This window comes from Pseudomonas sp. MRSN 12121, from assembly GCF_000931465.1.
Lineage (GTDB): Bacteria > Pseudomonadota > Gammaproteobacteria > Pseudomonadales > Pseudomonadaceae > Aquipseudomonas.
In genome coordinates, this window is the sequence record NZ_CP010892.1 from 5,808,936 (window position 1) to 5,824,890 (window position 15,955).

Annotated in this window: 15 protein-coding genes and 1 pseudogene; 7 read left to right on the forward strand and 9 right to left on the reverse strand. The window is 64.5% G+C overall.

What is annotated here, in order from left to right:
- Positions 1-204: 204 nt before the first annotated feature.
- Entirely contained in the window at positions 205-1,014 is an 810-nt protein-coding gene (locus TO66_RS26420; RefSeq protein WP_044465042.1) for an AraC family transcriptional regulator, read from the forward strand.
- An 88-nt stretch (positions 1,015-1,102) separates the two neighbouring features.
- Positions 1,103-1,492: a cupin domain-containing protein gene (locus TO66_RS26425; RefSeq protein ID WP_044465043.1), complete on the forward strand. Its 390-nt coding sequence runs from the start codon at positions 1,103-1,105 to the stop codon at positions 1,490-1,492.
- Between the two features lie 212 nt (positions 1,493-1,704).
- On the opposite strand, the gene TO66_RS26430 is transcribed toward TO66_RS26425, so the two are convergent.
- The gene (locus TO66_RS26430) at positions 1,705-3,108 is read right to left on the reverse strand and encodes an MFS transporter (protein WP_044465044.1); all 1,404 of its coding nucleotides are present in this window, start codon (positions 3,106-3,108) and stop codon (positions 1,705-1,707) included.
- A gap of 96 nt (positions 3,109-3,204) precedes the next feature.
- Between TO66_RS26430 and TO66_RS26435 the strand changes: the two genes are divergently transcribed.
- Positions 3,205-4,089, forward strand: coding sequence for a LysR family transcriptional regulator (locus tag TO66_RS26435; RefSeq protein WP_044465045.1), 885 nt, complete (start codon positions 3,205-3,207; stop codon positions 4,087-4,089).
- 234 nt (positions 4,090-4,323) lie between these two features.
- Here TO66_RS26435 and TO66_RS26440 read toward each other — a convergent pair whose 3' ends face one another.
- Positions 4,324-4,929: a flavin reductase family protein gene (locus tag TO66_RS26440; RefSeq protein ID WP_044465046.1), complete on the reverse strand. Its 606-nt coding sequence runs from the start codon at positions 4,927-4,929 to the stop codon at positions 4,324-4,326.
- A 164-nt stretch (positions 4,930-5,093) separates the two neighbouring features.
- Between TO66_RS26440 and TO66_RS26445 the strand changes: the two genes are divergently transcribed.
- Together TO66_RS26445 and TO66_RS26450 are read left to right on the forward strand one after the other, a co-directional pair.
- Complete coding sequence (locus tag TO66_RS26445) at positions 5,094-5,867, forward strand: SDR family oxidoreductase (RefSeq protein ID WP_044465047.1); 774 nt, start codon at positions 5,094-5,096, stop codon at positions 5,865-5,867.
- A 189-nt stretch (positions 5,868-6,056) separates the two neighbouring features.
- Positions 6,057-6,974 (forward strand): LysR family transcriptional regulator, encoded by a 918-nt coding sequence (locus tag TO66_RS26450; protein ID WP_044465048.1) that lies wholly within the window; start codon positions 6,057-6,059, stop codon positions 6,972-6,974.
- A 21-nt stretch (positions 6,975-6,995) separates the two neighbouring features.
- Here TO66_RS26450 and TO66_RS34160 read toward each other — a convergent pair whose 3' ends face one another.
- The 6 genes and pseudogenes from TO66_RS34160 to TO66_RS26475 form a co-directional block, all read right to left on the reverse strand.
- The gene (locus tag TO66_RS34160; RefSeq protein WP_044465049.1) at positions 6,996-8,312 is read right to left on the reverse strand and encodes a PAS domain-containing methyl-accepting chemotaxis protein; all 1,317 of its coding nucleotides are present in this window, start codon (positions 8,310-8,312) and stop codon (positions 6,996-6,998) included.
- Positions 8,313-8,543: 231 nt separating this feature from the next.
- The gene (locus TO66_RS34350) at positions 8,544-8,975 is read right to left on the reverse strand and encodes a methyl-accepting chemotaxis protein (RefSeq protein WP_409077203.1); all 432 of its coding nucleotides are present in this window, start codon (positions 8,973-8,975) and stop codon (positions 8,544-8,546) included.
- A 108-nt stretch (positions 8,976-9,083) separates the two neighbouring features.
- Positions 9,084-9,860, reverse strand: a pseudogene (locus TO66_RS34355) (PAS domain-containing protein); the annotation flags it as partial.
- Positions 9,861-10,074: 214 nt separating this feature from the next.
- A complete protein-coding gene (locus TO66_RS26465; protein WP_082061145.1) occupies positions 10,075-11,397 on the reverse strand; it encodes an OprO/OprP family phosphate-selective porin in 1,323 nt (440 codons plus the stop codon).
- A 314-nt stretch (positions 11,398-11,711) separates the two neighbouring features.
- Entirely contained in the window at positions 11,712-12,665 is a 954-nt protein-coding gene (locus TO66_RS26470) for a LysR family transcriptional regulator (protein ID WP_082061146.1), read from the reverse strand.
- On the reverse strand, positions 12,644-12,976 hold the full coding sequence (locus tag TO66_RS26475; protein ID WP_044465051.1) for a DUF2790 domain-containing protein: 333 nt from the start codon (positions 12,974-12,976) through the stop codon (positions 12,644-12,646). The genes TO66_RS26470 and TO66_RS26475 overlap by 22 nt, the downstream gene beginning before the upstream one ends.
- 332 nt (positions 12,977-13,308) lie before the next feature.
- On the opposite strand from TO66_RS26475, the gene TO66_RS26480 reads away from it, so the two are divergent.
- Positions 13,309-14,637, forward strand: coding sequence for an OprD family porin (locus tag TO66_RS26480; RefSeq protein WP_044465052.1), 1,329 nt, complete (start codon positions 13,309-13,311; stop codon positions 14,635-14,637).
- A gap of 177 nt (positions 14,638-14,814) precedes the next feature.
- Complete coding sequence (locus TO66_RS26485) at positions 14,815-15,006, forward strand: hypothetical protein (protein WP_044465053.1); 192 nt, start codon at positions 14,815-14,817, stop codon at positions 15,004-15,006.
- Positions 15,007-15,348: 342 nt separating this feature from the next.
- On the opposite strand, the gene TO66_RS26490 is transcribed toward TO66_RS26485, so the two are convergent.
- Positions 15,349-15,807, reverse strand: a complete 459-nt coding sequence (locus TO66_RS26490) for an REP-associated tyrosine transposase (RefSeq protein ID WP_044466166.1) — start codon at positions 15,805-15,807, stop codon at positions 15,349-15,351.
- Positions 15,808-15,955: the final 148 nt, after the last annotated feature.

The window sequence follows — 15,955 nt, forward strand, 5'->3', positions numbered from 1 at the left end:
ATTAATTTCTGCATTTCGATTATTTACTCACATTATTCGCGATAGCGCGGCGCATCCCGCCGCCTTCCGGGGCAACGCCATGAGCAGCTGCACGGTGCACGTGTTTCCCCCGGCGGGTTTGTCGCCCGCCCACCAAATGCCCGGTGACGGGCTCATCGGGCTGGGTTACCGTGCTGGCCTGGCGTCATCGACGAGGACAGTTCCATGGGCAAGCCTGCCCCCCGCACCGACTGGGTCCACCGTGCACCTCCCGCCCGTGGGCTCGAGCGTATCGAGGCGTTTTTTGCCGGCCATGGCTATGACCTGCACCGCCACGACACCTACGCCATCGGTCGCACCCTGGCCGGCGTGCAGAGCTTCCAGTACCGCGGCGGCTGGCGCCATAACCTGCCGGGCGGGACCATGGTGCTGCACCCGGATGAGGCCCACGACGGCGAGGCCGGCACCCAGGACGGCTTCCATTACCGCATGCTCTATATCGAGCCGGCGCTGATCCAGCAGATCCTCGACGGCCAGCCGCTGCCCTTCATCAAGAACGGCCTGTCCACCGACCCACGCCTGTTCGCCGCCACCGACACCTTGCTGCGCAGCATGGAAAGCCCGCTGGACCCGTTGGAACAGGAAGACGCGCTGTTCGACCTGGCCCATGCGCTGAATGCCGTGTCGGGGGTTGCCCGGCCGACGAAGCGCTTTGACTACCAGGCCGCGGAACGCGCGCGGGAATACATGCACAGCGCCCTGGAGCAGAGCATCACCCTGGAGGAGCTGGCCGCCCATGCCGGTCGCGACCGCTGGAGCCTGTCGCGGGATTTTCGCCTGCTGTTCGGCACCAGCCCCTATCGCTACCTGACCATGCGCCGCCTGGACCTGGTCCGCGCCCTGTTGTTGCAAGGCCAGTCGCTGGTCAGCGCGGCGCTGCTGGCCGGCTTCACCGACCAGAGCCACATGACCCGGCAATTCAGCAAGACCTATGGCCTGCCGCCGGCGCGCTGGCTGAAAATGCACGGTCGCTGAGCGCCGCACGCCACGCACAATCGTACAAGAAGCCCGGCACCGCGCTAATTACCGTAGAGGCCCGATCACCTCTTTACGGAGCCACGCCATGAGCCAAGCCACCCCTGTGTCCATCCCCTACCAGAGCCTGAACTTCGCCTACAAACTCGGCCTGATCAACGAGCACTGGCAACCCCGGGTCATCGCCGAAATGAACGACTACCAGTTCAAGCTGGTGAAGCTGCAAGGGGACTTCATCTGGCACGACCATCAGCACACCGACGAGACCTTCATCGTGCTCGAAGGCCAGTTGCGCATCGACTTTGCCGACGGCCAGGTGACGCTCAACCAGGGCGAGATGTTTGTCGTGCCCAAGGGCGTGAAGCACAAGCCGTACGCCGAGCAGGAGGTCAAGTTGCTGTTGATCGAACCCAAGGGCGTGCGCAATACCGGCGACGAAGACGGCGAACGCACGGCTGCCAACGATGTGTGGGTCTGAGGTGTACTGCGCTTAACGCTGACGCTCTTGTGTAGCCGCTGCCGAGCCCTGGCGAGGCGGCGATCGAGGACAGCGTCCTCGCCAAGGCTGTGTCTGCGATCTGCCTGGATAAACGCGGTGCCGGGGTTTGCGACTGCTGCGCAGTCGATCGCAGCCTCGCCAAGGCTCGACAGCGGCTACGGGGCCATGGGTAGTGCGTTGGCGCCCGGAGCTCAAGCGCGCTCGGCCGCGGCTTGCAGGCCCCGCGCCGTCGGGGTGCGCAAGCGCAACGCCAATACCGCGCCCAGCAGGGAGAGCAAGGCGCTGGCGCCTACCGCCTGCTCGATGCCAGCCGCCGGCGAACCACCCAGCCCGGCGTTGGCCAGAGACACCAGCAGCGCCAGCCCCAGCGCGCCGCCGATCTGCTGGCTGGTGGAAGCGATGCCCGCCGCGACACCCTGCTCGCCCGGCGCGATACCCTGGCCGGCCGAGACCCACATGGCGGTCCAGGTCATGCCCTGGCCGATGCTCAGCACCACGATGCCCGGCATCAGGCTCCAGAACCCCGCCCCATCGGGCAGCGCCACATACACCCCGCCAATGCCCAACGCCCCCAGGAGCAGGCCGCCGGCCAGGGTCCCGCGCAGGCCGAAACGTAGCAACGAACGCTCGGCCAGCCAGATGCCCAGGGTACACAGCAAGGTCGCCGGCAAGAACGCCACACCGCTTTGCAGCACGCTGTAGCCGTAGACCTGCTGGAAGTACAAGGCCAGGAAGTAGTACTGCACGCCGAAGCTGCTCATGAACAGGGCCGTGAGAAACATCGCCAGGCGCAGCTCGCGATGGGCCAGCAGGCGCAACGGCATCAGCGGGTCGCGGCTACGCCGCTCGATCGCGGCGAACAGGCCGAGCAGGATCAGCGCCAGGGCCGCGCAGCCCAGGGTCGCCGGAGCGCTCCAGCCCCACTCCGGCCCCTGGACGATGGCGAACACCAGCAGCGTGCCGCCCACCGTCACGGTCAGGGCGCCGGCGAGGTCGAAGCGCCGCCCGCGCTCGCGCTCGCCATCGGCCGCGATCCAGCGCCGGGCCAGCAAGGCACAGGCCCCCGCCAGGGGTACGTTGACCAGGAACACCGCTTCCCAGCCCCACCACTGGGTCAGCACGCCACCGAGCAACGCCCCCAGCGCCAGGCCCGCGGCCGAGGCGGCGCTCCAGACGGCGAACGCGCGGTTACGCGCCGGCCCCTCGGGGTAATGGCTGTTGATCAGCGCCAGCGTCGCCGGGAACAACAGGGCCCCGCCAACGCCCTGCACCGCCCGCGCCAGCACCAGCAGCAACGCGCTGCCGCCCAGGCCCCCGGCCAGCGACGCCAGGGCGTAAAGGCTTTGCCCGACGATATAGAAACGGCGCTTGCCCAACAGGTCGGCCGCCCGACCGCCCAGCAGCAGGAAGCCGCCGAAGGCCACGCTGTAGGCACTGACCACCCACTGCAACTGTTGCGCGGAAAACCCCAGGTGGCGGCCGATGTCCGGCAAGGCGACAAACACGATGGTCGCATCCAGGGCGATGATCAGCTGCGCGCACGCCAGCAGGAACAGCATCCGGCCCGAGGGCGCGTCAGAGGAAGTGACGGGCATTGCGGCAGTCCTTGTACGGAAAATCAGGGCCTCAGTTTCTTTGATGCCGAATAGATGATAAATACCGTCATCGCTCTTTCAGTGATGACTTTAATCATGGATCTGAACGCCGTTCGCTTGCTGGTCCGGGTCGCCGAGACCCGCAGTTTCACCCGCGCCGCCGGCGACCTGCGGCTGACCCAGTCCGGTCTGTCGCGGGCCATTTCGCGCCTGGAGCAGCAGCTGGGCGTGCGCCTGCTGCAACGCAATACCCGCAGTGTCAGCCTGACTCCGGATGGCAAGCTGCTGGTGGATCGCGCCACGCCGCTGCTGGCCGAACTGGCGCAGACCGAAAGCCTGCTGCTGGACCGCCGCGACTCGCCCACCGGGCTGCTGAAGATCAGCACGCCGTCGCTGTTCGGACGCAAGGTGGTGATGCCGCTGATCGGCCGCCTGACCGAGCAATACCCGGACCTGAGCATCGAAGCGGTGATGACCGACCGCCTGGTGGACATCGTCGACGAAGGCTTCGACGCCATCCTGCGTACCGGCGAGATCCAGGACCAGCGCCTGATCGCCCGGCCGCTGGCGCCGCTGCGCTGGGTCACGGTGGCGTCACCGGCCTACCTCGCGCGCCATGGCACGCCGCACACCGTGGACGATCTGCAACGGCATAACTGCCTGACCGTGCGCAACCTGCGCAGCGGGCGCCTGGTGGACTGGCAGTTCATGCTCGACGGCAAGGTGCGCGACCTGAGTGTGCCCAGCCGGCTGATCTTCGATATCGGCGACGCCCTGGTGGACGGCGTGCTGGGTGGTTTCGGCATTGCCCAGTTGATGAACTTCGCCGTCGAGGACGCCCTCGCAGACGGCCGCCTGGTGCCGATCCTGCAAGCCTATTCCGGGCGCAGCCGGGCGTTGTCGCTGGTGTACCCACCATCGCGCCAGTACTCGCCCAAACTCAAGGTATTCGCCGAAGCGCTGAACAGCGTCAGCTGGTAACCCCACGCCCCTGTGGTCGCTGTAGCCGCTGCCGAGCCTGCGAGGCTGCGATCGAGGACGTAGTCCTCGCAAAGCCTGTGCATGCGGTTTGCCAGGGGGAACGGGATGTTCGCCGTTGCGGCCGCTGCGCGCCCGATCGCAGCCTCGCTGCGCTCGGCAGCGGCTACAGGATTACGGGGTTACGGGGTTACGGGGTTACGGGGTTACGGGGTTACGGGGTTACGGGGCCACAGGTTACGACAGACCTGGCAGGGTCTTGCCGTCCACGGCGTCGCCGATGGTCAGGAAGTGCCCGCCCGCTACATGGTGCAGGGTGCGCAGGGCATCGTGCCCGGTGAAATGCCAGCGGCCCTCGCTGAACACCCGGTCGTCGGCCTGGGCGGCGATGACTTCGCCGAGGAACAGGTCGTAACGCTCATGGTTGAGCGGCTCCGGCAACAGGCGGCATTCCAGCCATGCCACGCAACCATCGAGCAGCGGCGCGTCGATCAGTTCGCCGGCAAAGGTCGGCAGGCCATACAGCTCGAACTTGTCGCGACCCTTTTCCCGGCTCAGCTCAAGGCCGGAGGTGGAACCGACGGTCTGCACGATATCGGCCTGGGCGGCGCACGGCACGTTGAGCACGAAGGTGCCGCTGGCCTCCAGCAACTGGCGGGTCCAGGTGGCCTTGTCGAGCACCACCGCGACTTTCGGCGGCTCGAAGTCCAGGGGCATGGCCCAGGCCGCGGCCATGATGTTGCGCTGGCCGCCATGGGCGGCGCTGACCAGCACGGTCGGCCCGTGGTTCAACAGGCGATAGGCCTTGGCCAGGGGAACTGGCCGACGATGGGATGCGCTCATGGATAGCCTCCAGGGAAAAGAGCCGATTGTAGCGAGATCCGGGCCTGGCACCTTATCGCGATTGGGCGATTTTCCTGGACAATCCATCCAGATTGGCCGGGCTTTTCCCCTGGCCGCCGCTGCTTAGACTGGGCCTTCACCTCATTGGCTGAAGGAGCTTTTCCATGGCGGATCATTCCCTGAACAACAAAGTGGCACTGATTGCCGGCGGCGCGAAGAACCTGGGCGGCCTGCTCGCCCGGGACCTGGCCGCCCACGGCGCCCAGGCCATCGCCGTGCATTACAACAGCGACGCCAGCAAGGCCGATGCCGAGCGCACCGTGGCGGCGATCAAGAACCTGGGGGTCGATGCCCAGGCCTGGCAGGCCGACCTGACCACCGCCGCGGCCGTGGAGAAACTCTTCAGCGACGCCAAGGCGCGTTTCGGCAAGATCGACATCGCCATCAACACCGTGGGCAAGGTCCTGAAGAAACCCATAGTCGAGATCAGCGAAGCCGAGTACGACGACATGTTCGCGGTCAATGCCAAGAGTGCTTTCTTCTTTATCAAGGAAGCCGGCAAGCAGTTGGAAGACCACGGCAAGCTGGTCACGCTGGTGACCTCGCTGCTTGGCGCCTACACACCGTTCTACGCCGCCTACGGCGGCGCCAAGGCGCCGGTGGAACACTTCACCCGCGCGGCCTCCAAGGAGTTCGGCGCCCGGGGTATCTCGGTGACCGCCGTGGGCCCGGGCCCGATGGACACGCCGTTCTTCTACCCGGCCGAAGGGGCGGACGCGGTGGCCTACCACAAGACTGCCGCGGCGCTGTCCGGCGTGAGCAAGACCGGCCTGACCGACATCGAGGATGTGGTGCCCTTCATTCGTCATCTGGTCACCGACGGCTGGTGGATCACCGGCCAGACCCTGTTGATCAACGGCGGCTACACCACCAAGTGAGGCCAGCCTTCTGATCGACGGTTGCCATCGAGGCGGGTAATCCGCCGGGGCGCAAGGTAGATTGGCGCTTGGGGAAACAACGCCATCTCGTAGGAGCGAGGCTTGCCCGCGATAGCGGTGTGTCAGGCAGATCGCAATCGCGGGCAAGCCTCGCTCCTACAATACCCAGCTTCGGAACACGCCTCATCCATGGACAAGCTCGAGCAATACCGTGTGTTCATCCAGGTGGCCGAAATGGGCAGCTTCATCAAGGCCGCGCACGCACTTGAACTGCCCAGGGCCACGGTGTCGGCCGCGGTCCAGCAACTGGAAACCGCCCTCGCCACCCGCCTGTTGCACCGCACCACGCGCCAGGTACAGCTGACCGCCGATGGCGCGATCCTGCTGGAGCGCGCACGCCTGTTGCTGAGCGACGCGGTAGAGCTCGAGCAGCTGTTTCACACCCGTCAGCAGGATGTCTTCGGCCGGCTCAACATCGATGTGCCCAGCCGCATCGCCCGCCGCCTGATCGCCCCCGCCCTGCCCCGGCTCTTCGCCCGCTACCCCGGGCTGAAACTGGCGCTGGGCTCCACCGACCGCGCCATCGACCTGGTGCAGGAAGGCGTCGATTGCGCGATCCGCGTCGGCGCCCTGCGCGACAGCAGCCTGATCGTCCGCCGCCTGGGCCACCTGGCCCTGATCAACTGCGCCAGCCCCGCCTACCTGGCCGAACACGGCGCGCCCCAAACCCCAGGCGACCTGGCCGACGGCCACTGGATGGTCGGCTACGGGGCGCCCAGCACCGGCCGCGAACAACCCTGGGAATACCGCGCCGACGGCCGCGAGCTGGAGCTCGGCCTGCCCAGCCGGGTCATCGTCAACAACGCCGAGAACTACATCGCCTGTTGCCGGGCCGGGCTGGGCCTGATGCAGATCCCGCGCTTCGACGTGCAGTACCTGCTCGAACGCGGCGAACTGGTGGAAGTGCTGCCGGATTATCGCCCCGCGCCCATGGCGATTTCCGCGCTCTACCCCAACCGCAACCACCGCTCGCGGCGGCTCAATGCCTTTGTCGAATGGTTCGAAACCCTGCTCGCCCCCCATCTCGAAGACGAAGGACGGGACTGACGCCCGCGCCCGGCCGGAACCTCAGCCGGACAGCTGGTGGGCGAACTGGCCGACCGCACTCACCACCTTCTGCGCACCGTCCTGGATCTCGACGATCACCGTGCCGGCCTCGGCGGCCAGGGCCAGGCCCTGCTCGGCCTGGGTCTTGCCGCCGGCCATCAGCACCACGGCGTCGCGCGCCATGTCCTGGTTGCGCCGCACCACGCCGACGATTTCCTCGGTGGCCTTGCTGGTGCGCGAGGCCAGCTGCCGGACCTCGTCCGCCACCACGGCGAAGCCACGGCCCTGGTCGCCCGCGCGGGCCGCCTCGATGGCCGCGTTGAGCGCCAGCAGGTTGGTCTGCTCGGCAATGTCGCTGATGGTCTTGACGATGCTGCCGATCACCCGCGACTGCTCGTTCAGCGCCTCGATGCCGTCGCTGGCCTGCTGCATGTGGGTGGCCAGGTCGCGCATCACCTCCACGGCTTCGGTCACCACCGAGGAGCCGCGCTGGGCGCTGCTGTCGGTCTGTTGCGAGATGGAGTAGGCGATGTCCGCCGCCTCGGCGACCGATTGCTCCTGCTTGACCTGCTCGGTGATCACCGTGGCGAACTTCACCACCTTGTAGAGTTTGCCGTTGGCATCGACCACCGGGTTGTACGAGGCATCGAGCCAGACCACCCGGCCCTGGCTGTCGATACGCTTGAAGCGGTCGGCCACATACTCGCCGGCATTCAAGCGGGCCCAGAACGTCTGGTAGCTCGGGCTGTTGTACTCCTGCGGCTCGCAGAACAGGCTGTGGTTCTGCCCCAGGATCTGTTCGAGGCTGTAGCCCATGCAGCCCAGGAAACGCTCGTTGGCGGTCAGCACCCGGCCCTTGAGGTCGAACTCGATCACCGCGGTCGAGCGCAACAGGGCCGCGATCAGGTTGTCGTGTTCGCAGGTGCGTTGCACGGTCTCGGTCACATCGTTGGCGTGCAGCGAGAACGACTGGAGCTGGCGTTCGCCATTGAAGATCGGCTGCAGGATCAGGTTCAGCCAGGCATCGCTGCCGTCGCCGCGGCGCAGGCGCAGGGTCTCGGCGAATGGCTCGCCGGCGCCGATTGCCGCCAGGAAACGCCCGTGCGCCTCTTCGGGGCGGGCGTCGTCCGGCAGCAGCGGCTCGATGGAGCCGCCCAGCAGCGCCTCGGGGGAATAATGCATGCACTGGGCGAAATTGCGGTTCACCGAGAGCACCCGGCGCTGCGGGTCGAACTCGATACCGAGCAAGCTGCGCTCGAAACCTTCCTTGACCTGCTCAAGCGCGCGAAACGCCTCGCTCAAGGCAAGGAGCTTCTGATTCAGACGTTTATTGAACATGGATACACCGATAGCCTGTGATTGGAGACTGCAGCAGCCTCAGCATCGGCGTTGCGAAAGCATTCTTGACGCGCTCAAGAGGCTTTGAGATTCATCCATGGCATAGATAGGAAATATCCTAGAAGACTGTCAGAAAGGTGATCAACCCAGGCTCGGACCGCCTGCGCCACAGCGCTCAGCGGCCACCCGGAGCCAGGGCCCGACAGCCTCGGGCTCCGGCTCGGGCGACACTCAGTTCGACAACTGGCTGGCGAACTGGCCGACGGCATCCACCACTTTCTGCGCGCCGTCCTGGATCTCCACGATCACCGTACCGGCTTCGGCGGCCAGGGCCAGGCCCTGCTCGGCCTGGGCCTTGCCGTCGGTCATCAGCGCCACCGCTTCGCGCGCCATGTCCTGGTTCTGGCGCACCACGCCGACGATCTCGTCGGTGGCCTTGCTGGTGCGCGAGGCCAGTTGCCGGACCTCGTCGGCCACCACCGCGAAGCCACGCCCCTGCTCGCCGGCCCGCGCCGCCTCGATGGCCGCGTTGAGCGCCAGCAGGTTGGTCTGTTCGGCAATGCCGCTGATGGTCTTGACGATGGTGCCGATCACCAGCGACTGCTCGTTGAGTGCCTCGATCCCCTCGCCGGCCTGCTGCATGTGCTTGGCCAGGTCGCGCATCACATTCACCGCCTCGGTGACCACGGTGGTGCCGCGCTGGGCGCTGTTGTCGGTTTGCAGCGAGGTGCTGTAGGCGATGTTCGCCGCCTCGGCGACGGCCTGCTCCTGGTTCACCTGGTCGGTGATCACGGTGGCGAATTTCACCACTTTGTAGAGGCGGTCGTTGGCGTCCACCACCGGGTTGTAGGAGGCCTCCAGCCAGACCACGCGGCCATGGCTGTCGATGCGTTTGAAGCGCCCGGCGACGAACTCGCCGGCGTTCAGGCGCTTCCAGAACGCCTGGTAGTCCGGGCTGTTGTATTCCTCGGGTTCGCAGAACATCCGGTGATGCTTGCCCTGGATCTGCGCCAGGTTGTAGCCCATGCCCTGGAGGAAGCGCTCGTTGGCGCTCAGCACGTTGCCGTTGAGGTCGAATTCGATCACCGCGGTGGAACGCACCAGCGCGCCGATCAGGTTCTCGTGCTCGCGAGAGGCCTCGATGGTGCGGGTCAGGTCGCTGGAATAGATCGAAAAATGCTTGATCCGCCCCTGGGAATCGCGGACCGGCTGGGAGATCGAACGCAGCCAGGCCTCCTGGCCGTTGCCGCGCAGCAGGCGCACCGCCCCGGCAAAGTGCTCGCCACGGGTCAGCGCCGCCTTGAAGCGGTGATGGAACTCGTCGGCCTTGACGTGGGCCGGCACGATATCTTCGATGTGCCGGCCGACCAGATCGCTGCTCCTGTAGAGCATCTCCTGGTTGAAGTTGTCGTTGGTCGAAAGAATGCGTCCATCGGGATCCAGGCTCAGCACCAGCATCTCGCTGTCGAGACTCTCTTTCACTTGCTGCAGGCTCGAGAGTTCCTCGCGTAGAGCCAACAGCTCCTGCTTCAGGCTTTTGTTGAACATGGGATGCACCGATGAGGGGAGGTTTTAAGAACAACTTAGCTTCTCCATCGGCATTGGCGAATTTTTCTGGAGGCCCCGTCGCCCGTGTCGGAAAAAATATTTTCGCCTCTCGAACCGCTATTGAACGCCAACGGGGCCGGGCACTTGCGGCAAGGTCCTCGCGAGCGCTGGCGCGAAGACCTTGCCCTGCGTCGAAGGCGTCCGGGCCAAGGCTCTAGAACTGGTATTGCATGCGCATCACCAGGCCGTCGCCGGTGTCGTCGCCCACCGCGTTGCTGAGGTTATCGGTGCGCGCCTTGACGTAGTTGGCGCTGAGCTTCAGGGCTTCGTTGGCGTACCAGTTGACCCCCAGGGTATGGGTCTTGCCCTCGGTATCGCCGACCTGGCGCGTAGCGCTGCTGACCACCACGTTGTCGTCCTCGACGGTGATCGAGTCGTAGCGGTAGAACAGCTCCCACGCGCCCCACTGCTTGTCCTGCGGCTTGATGGTGTCGAACTTGGCCCCGTCCAGCTTGTAGATCCGTGGCTCGCCGGTGAGGGTATAGGCCAATTGCGCATAATAGCCTGAGGCTTTTATATCGCTTTGCGCGGCATCGGCCTTGAGCGTGCGGCGCAGGTATTCCGCCTGGACCGAGAACGCGTTCAGCGCCCAGGCCCCTTCGACACCCCACACCGAATCGTCCGTCCACAGCCCCTGCTGCGCCGTGCTGCCGCCAAACACCGCGCGATTGCCATTGCTGCCGGCGCTGTTGCCGCCATTGGTCTCCACCCCGCGCATGCCCATGCGCGAACGGATGCGGGTATCGACGGCCGCGTCCGCGAGATCTCGATAAGCGTACTGGGCGCCGATATGCAGGACATTGCCGGATTCGTGCAGTGGGGCGAACACCCCGCGCAGGTTGTAGCGCTTGACGCTGTCGCCATCGGTGTCGTTGTTGTTTTCGCTGAATACACTACCGGACAGGTACGCCATGCCGCCCACCACGCCGTTGGCCTGCACGCCCATGCCGCTGTTGTCGTTGATCCATTCCGCCACGTCGTAGGACAGATTGCGCTCCAGGGCGGTGACCCACTTGGAGCTGGTGGCCTTTTCCAGGCCGAAGTCGGTGTAGAAGCGCCCCACTTTCAGGTTCAGCGGGTTGAAGCCGGTGTAGGTCAGGCTGCCCTCGTCGAAATAGCCGGTACTGTCGTTGCCCACGTTCCGGGAAAGGTCGTAGTTGATCTGATATTTCCAGTCCCGATAAAGCGTGCCGCCCAGCTCCAGGTAGGCCCGGCGAAAGTACGCCGCGTCCGCGGAATTGCCGTTGCGCGTGTAATAACCGTCGAAGGTGCCGTAGTCCGCCTGCACGCGGCCGCCCAACTTGAAGCTGAACTCCTTGTCGGTGGTCGACAGCTCCAGGCCGCCCTTGGTCTTCAACACAATATCGGCCCCATCGGTGGTCACTGTGCCGGCCTGGGCCGTCGCAGACAGGGTCGCGCCGATCAGACCCCAGGCAATACCGTTCCCCAACCCCATATAGAGTTTTTTAATAAACATTCGAGACTCCCGATTTGGCTTTTAGTGTGGCGGCCACCTGTAACCGGCAACTTCAGCGGCTGGATCAGGTTGACCGTGGGCGATCCTGGGAATCCCACATGACACTTTTTGTTTATTAAAAAGATGATTCGATGACAACTAAGCCGGGCTCGACTTCATGAGGGGTACGGCACTTGTAGACAGGGGTTTGCGGGACAACATCGCGTCGCTGGCGGCCGCGGATATGTCAGAAACATTTCAACTTTTGAAAGCGGTGGATAAAACCCGACTGCGGATGCCGGCCATCGTCCGAGGGAAAACGCCCAGACACGCGGTCAGAACCACTCCTGGCGCGCCTCGAACGCCTGGCGGATCAACCTCACGATGGCCTGTACCTCGGGCCGCCCGGCCGCCAGCGCATGGGTGCTCAACCAGGCGTTGCGCTGCATCGGCGGGAACAGCGCCGGAAGCGCCAGCAGATTGCTGTCCAGGGCAGTGATATAGGCTGGTAGCACACCAATGCAGGCACCACGCCGGATCATTTCCAGCGCCAGCTCATGGGTATGCACCTGCGCCACGCCGGCCGGGCGCTGGCGCACCAGTCGGTTCCAGGGCTCCAGCGCCGCGACCTGCAGGTACTCGCGCACCTGCACCAACATGTAGTCGTCCAGGTGGCTGACCAGGCTGGGCAAGGCCGCCTCTCGCGAGTAGCGCTTGGCCATGCAGGCCTGGTAGCCGATCCGGGCCAGGGCGATGGGTGTGGTGGTGGCGAAACCGGGATCGGGCCGCGGGCTGGCGGGCTCGGCGAGCCAGAGCAGGATGTCCGCCGGGCGCGCGCTGGCATGGGGCTCGCTGGAGATTTCCAGGTCCAGGCGCACGGCCGCATTGCGCCGCACAAAGGCCAGCAGGTCGCGCAGCACCAGGTCATGCAACAGGGCGTCAGCCGCTATCAGGCGCACCACGGGCACTGCCGCGCGGCCGGATCCGGGGAATTCGGGAACTTGTCGTTGCGCCGTCAGCAGCGTCTGCAGTCGCTGGCCCTTGAGGGTCAGGCGCAGGACGTTCTGGCGGTAGACAAACAGCGGGCCACCGAGGCGCTCCTCCAAGAGTCGCAACTGCTTGCGCAACACGGTCACGCGGGTATTCAGGCTGCGCGCCGCCTGCTTGAAGCACGCGCAGCGAGCACTGGTCAGAAAATACTCAACTACATCTCGATCGATCGACCCGGGGTCCAATGCTCGCAATTCATCGCACATAGGCAGCCCGTTCAACTGCCGTTGGTACGGCATACCCCCAGCACGCTGTACTCGATGGTGTTGAGCTTGCCCGCCGAGTCCTCGTAGGTCATGCGCGACGGCACGACATCACAGGACTTGATCGGCGGCGTGACGTTGACCACCTTCTTGATATCCAGCTTCTTCTCGTAGGTGTAGTCCTCGACCACCGGGGCTTCCTTGCCCTGCTTCGCCGCATAGGCCGCCATGGCCCGCTCGTTTTCCTTCATGGCCCGCTCGAAGGTGCGGTCGCCACCGCCCTCGGCCATGGCCAGGGACGACATCGAAAGTACCAGGGCGGCAATACTCAATTTAAATAGTTTCATGACACTTTCCTCGCTGTGGTTAGTTGCAACGAGGATAACCAGCGGACCCTGTCAGGAAGATCACGCCTACATTACTTATATGTAAGAAACTCGAACTTCATTCTTCAACACCAACAGAGCCCTTATAAAACAAGGCCTGCGACCATTACCCCAAATAAATTCAGATTGATAATCTTGCAAAATTGTAATTCCCGGGTCACCTCCGCGTTATCTGTTGTTTGCAACTATCGGCGTCGACTCCGGCCGTTAACCAGACGGTCCGCGAGTACAACTAACAAGAACGCCCCAGGCGACATATCAGCTGATCGCTGCCCTATCCAGGAGCAAACAACATGCGTACCCATACCCGCTTGTCCCTGTCCGTGTTTACCGCGGCACTGGGGCTCGGCCCGTTGGCCGTGAGCGCCGCCCAGGAAAAACCCGAAGGCTTTATCGAAGGCAGCAGCCTCAACGTGCTGGCCCGCAACTACTACTTCAACCGCGACGACCGCAAAGGCCAGTCCAGCCCTACCGGCAACGGCTACTCGGAAGCCTGGGCCCAGGCGCTGATCGGCAAGTTCGAGTCCGGCTTCACCCAGGGCACCGTCGGCTTCGGCCTGGATGCCTTCGTCATGTACGGCCTCAAGCTCGATTCGGGCGGCGGCCGCAGCGGTGGCCGCGGCTCGTTCGGCATGCTGCCGGTGGACAGCGACAACAAGCCGGAAGACGACTACAGCAAGGTCGGCGGGGCGGCGAAAATGCGCCTGCTCGATACCGTGGTCAAGGTCGGTGACGTGTTCCCGAAAACCCCGGTGGTGCATTACGGCGACTCGCGCCTGATGCCGGAAAGCTTTCGCGGCGTGACCGTGGAAAACACCAGCATCGAGGGCCTCGACCTGCAGGCCGGACGCCTGCACAGCATGAGCCAGCCCGACAGCAGCAGCCTGCGCGACGGTTTCGCCACCTTCTATGCGGGCAAGGTCGACTCGCCCTGGGTCGCCTACTTCGGTGGCGACTACACCCTGAACAAGCACCTCAGCTTCAGCCTTTACAGCAGCCGCCTGAAGGATGCCTGGGATCAGTACTACTTCGGCACCGCGGCCACCTGGCCGGTCTCGGACGAGTTCTCGCTGTTCGCCGGCTTCAACTATTACAAGGCCGTCGACGAAGGCAAGAAACTGCTCGGCGAACTCAACAACAACATCTGGAGCGCCAAGGTCGGCGCCACCTATGGCGCCCATACCCTGTCCCTGTCGCACCAGCGCAACAACGGCGACGACGACTTCGACTACCTGCGCCAGTCGGACTCGATCTTCCTCGACAACTCGATCCAGTACAGCGACTTCAACTCGCCCAAGGAACGTTCGTGGATGGTTCGCTACGACCTCGACATGGAGACCTACGGCATCCCCGGCCTGTCGTTCATGACCCGCTACGCCAAAGGCACCGACGCCGACTACAGCAACGCCAACTCGGTCTACATGCGCCGCGACGCCGAGGGCAACCCGTTGACCGACCAGCGCCGCTGGGAACGGAATATCGAGGCCAAGTACGTATTCCAGGGCGGCACCCTCAAGGACCTGTCGCTGCGCATCCGCCAGGCGACCATCCGCTCCAGTGCGTTCGAGTCGGACCTGGATGAGTTCCGCCTGATCGTCGAGTACCCGCTGGCGATTCTCTGAGCCTGCGCGCCGGACGGGCAGGACGCCTGCCCGGCGTTAAAACTTATTCACAGACCCGCATCTTTCAGAACTGTAATATCCGCCTCACCTTCCCGTCAGGTTGGCCTTCGTATACTGAAGCCCATTCTGAGGCGGCTGTTCACCACGCCGCTCCATCACTGGCCGGGAGACCCTGCATTGAAGCCTTCCATTGCGTTGCCCGCCCCGTCCGGCAAGGCCCAGGCAGCTGCCGACAGCGAACGCTTCAGTCACGCATTGCAACAGTTCTGGCTCAACCAGCCAGGCGCCCCGGAGACCGGGCACCGCGACACCCCGGCCCGCTCCGAGCAGGCCAGCATTCATAGCCCCGAGCGTCCATCCAGCCCGTGACGCCGGCCCCGAGCACATTCATCTCTTGAAGCGTTTTTTGAATGCTCCTTTGGAAAGAGATGAATTTTTAGCGCCCTCCCAGGGCGCTTTTTTTTGCCCGGCATTTCCCCCCACACCGCAAGCCCGACAGGCCCAATCGCTCGAACCTTGTAGCCGCTGCCGAGCGCCAGCGAGGCTGCGATAGGACCGCAGGTCCTCCAACAGCCTCAAGATCCTGCGCCCGCTTCGTCGGAATGCCGCCCAGGTCGATCGCAGCCTCGCCAAGGCTCGGCAGCGGCTACAGGGATATCCGAATGCAGGAACATCCAGACGCAGGGACAACGCGGACTCTGTAGCCGCCACTCAAAGCCAGATGGCATCCCAGAGCGGATAGTCGCCAGGACGTTGAACGAGCCCCGCTCGTACCGGGTTGAAAATGATGTAGCGGGCAATAGCCTTCAGGTCTTCTTCCTTGCGCAGGGCGCGATCGTGATACCCCTTTTGCCAAAGGCGCCCCTGGCTGCCGAGATGCCGATTGATCAGCAGGCTGCTCCTGGATTTGAACCACCCCATCACGTCGCCCAGGGATCGATCGCGCAATTCAAACAACCAGTGAAGATGATCGGGCATCACGACCCAGGCCAATGAGCGCACACGCCCGGCTTCATGCATCTGCCGAAGCTGATCGACCGCCAGGCGCCCCACACGAAAGTCGCGAAATATCGGACGCCGTTGCTCAGTCACCAGCGTCATCGAATAGACGCGGCCAACTTCCGATACCCGCCCTTTGAGCAGACGGTGGCCATTGGAGTGGACAAGCAATCCTTTGCTCTCCATGCAGGTCAGTTACCTCAACCTAGACGCTCCTGGCTGGGCGGGCAGGAGCACTCTTTCAGCGAATGTTTCCGAATCGCCTGTAACAACGGCAGGCACAACACGAACCCTGTAGCCGCTGCCGAGCGCCAGCGAG

What these genes read in the sequence shown, in the direction of transcription:
- TO66_RS26420 (WP_044465042.1), top strand. Translation starts at nt 205, where the DNA reads ATGGGCAAGCCTGCCCCCCGCACCGACTGGGTCCACCGTGCACCTCCC.
- TO66_RS26425 (WP_044465043.1), top strand. Translation starts at nt 1,103, where the DNA reads ATGAGCCAAGCCACCCCTGTGTCCATCCCCTACCAGAGCCTGAACTTC.
- TO66_RS26430 (WP_044465044.1), bottom strand. Translation starts at nt 3,108, where the DNA reads ATGCCCGTCACTTCCTCTGACGCGCCCTCGGGCCGGATGCTGTTCCTG.
- TO66_RS26435 (WP_044465045.1), top strand. Translation starts at nt 3,205, where the DNA reads ATGGATCTGAACGCCGTTCGCTTGCTGGTCCGGGTCGCCGAGACCCGC.
- TO66_RS26440 (WP_044465046.1), bottom strand. Translation starts at nt 4,929, where the DNA reads ATGAGCGCATCCCATCGTCGGCCAGTTCCCCTGGCCAAGGCCTATCGC.
- TO66_RS26445 (WP_044465047.1), top strand. Translation starts at nt 5,094, where the DNA reads ATGGCGGATCATTCCCTGAACAACAAAGTGGCACTGATTGCCGGCGGC.
- TO66_RS26450 (WP_044465048.1), top strand. Translation starts at nt 6,057, where the DNA reads ATGGACAAGCTCGAGCAATACCGTGTGTTCATCCAGGTGGCCGAAATG.
- TO66_RS34160 (WP_044465049.1), bottom strand. Translation starts at nt 8,312, where the DNA reads ATGTTCAATAAACGTCTGAATCAGAAGCTCCTTGCCTTGAGCGAGGCG.
- TO66_RS34350 (WP_409077203.1), bottom strand. Translation starts at nt 8,975, where the DNA reads ATGCGCGACCTGGCCAAGCACATGCAGCAGGCCGGCGAGGGGATCGAG.
- TO66_RS26465 (WP_082061145.1), bottom strand. Translation starts at nt 11,397, where the DNA reads ATGTTTATTAAAAAACTCTATATGGGGTTGGGGAACGGTATTGCCTGG.
- TO66_RS26470 (WP_082061146.1), bottom strand. Translation starts at nt 12,665, where the DNA reads ATGCCGTACCAACGGCAGTTGAACGGGCTGCCTATGTGCGATGAATTG.
- TO66_RS26475 (WP_044465051.1), bottom strand. Translation starts at nt 12,976, where the DNA reads ATGAAACTATTTAAATTGAGTATTGCCGCCCTGGTACTTTCGATGTCG.
- TO66_RS26480 (WP_044465052.1), top strand. Translation starts at nt 13,309, where the DNA reads ATGCGTACCCATACCCGCTTGTCCCTGTCCGTGTTTACCGCGGCACTG.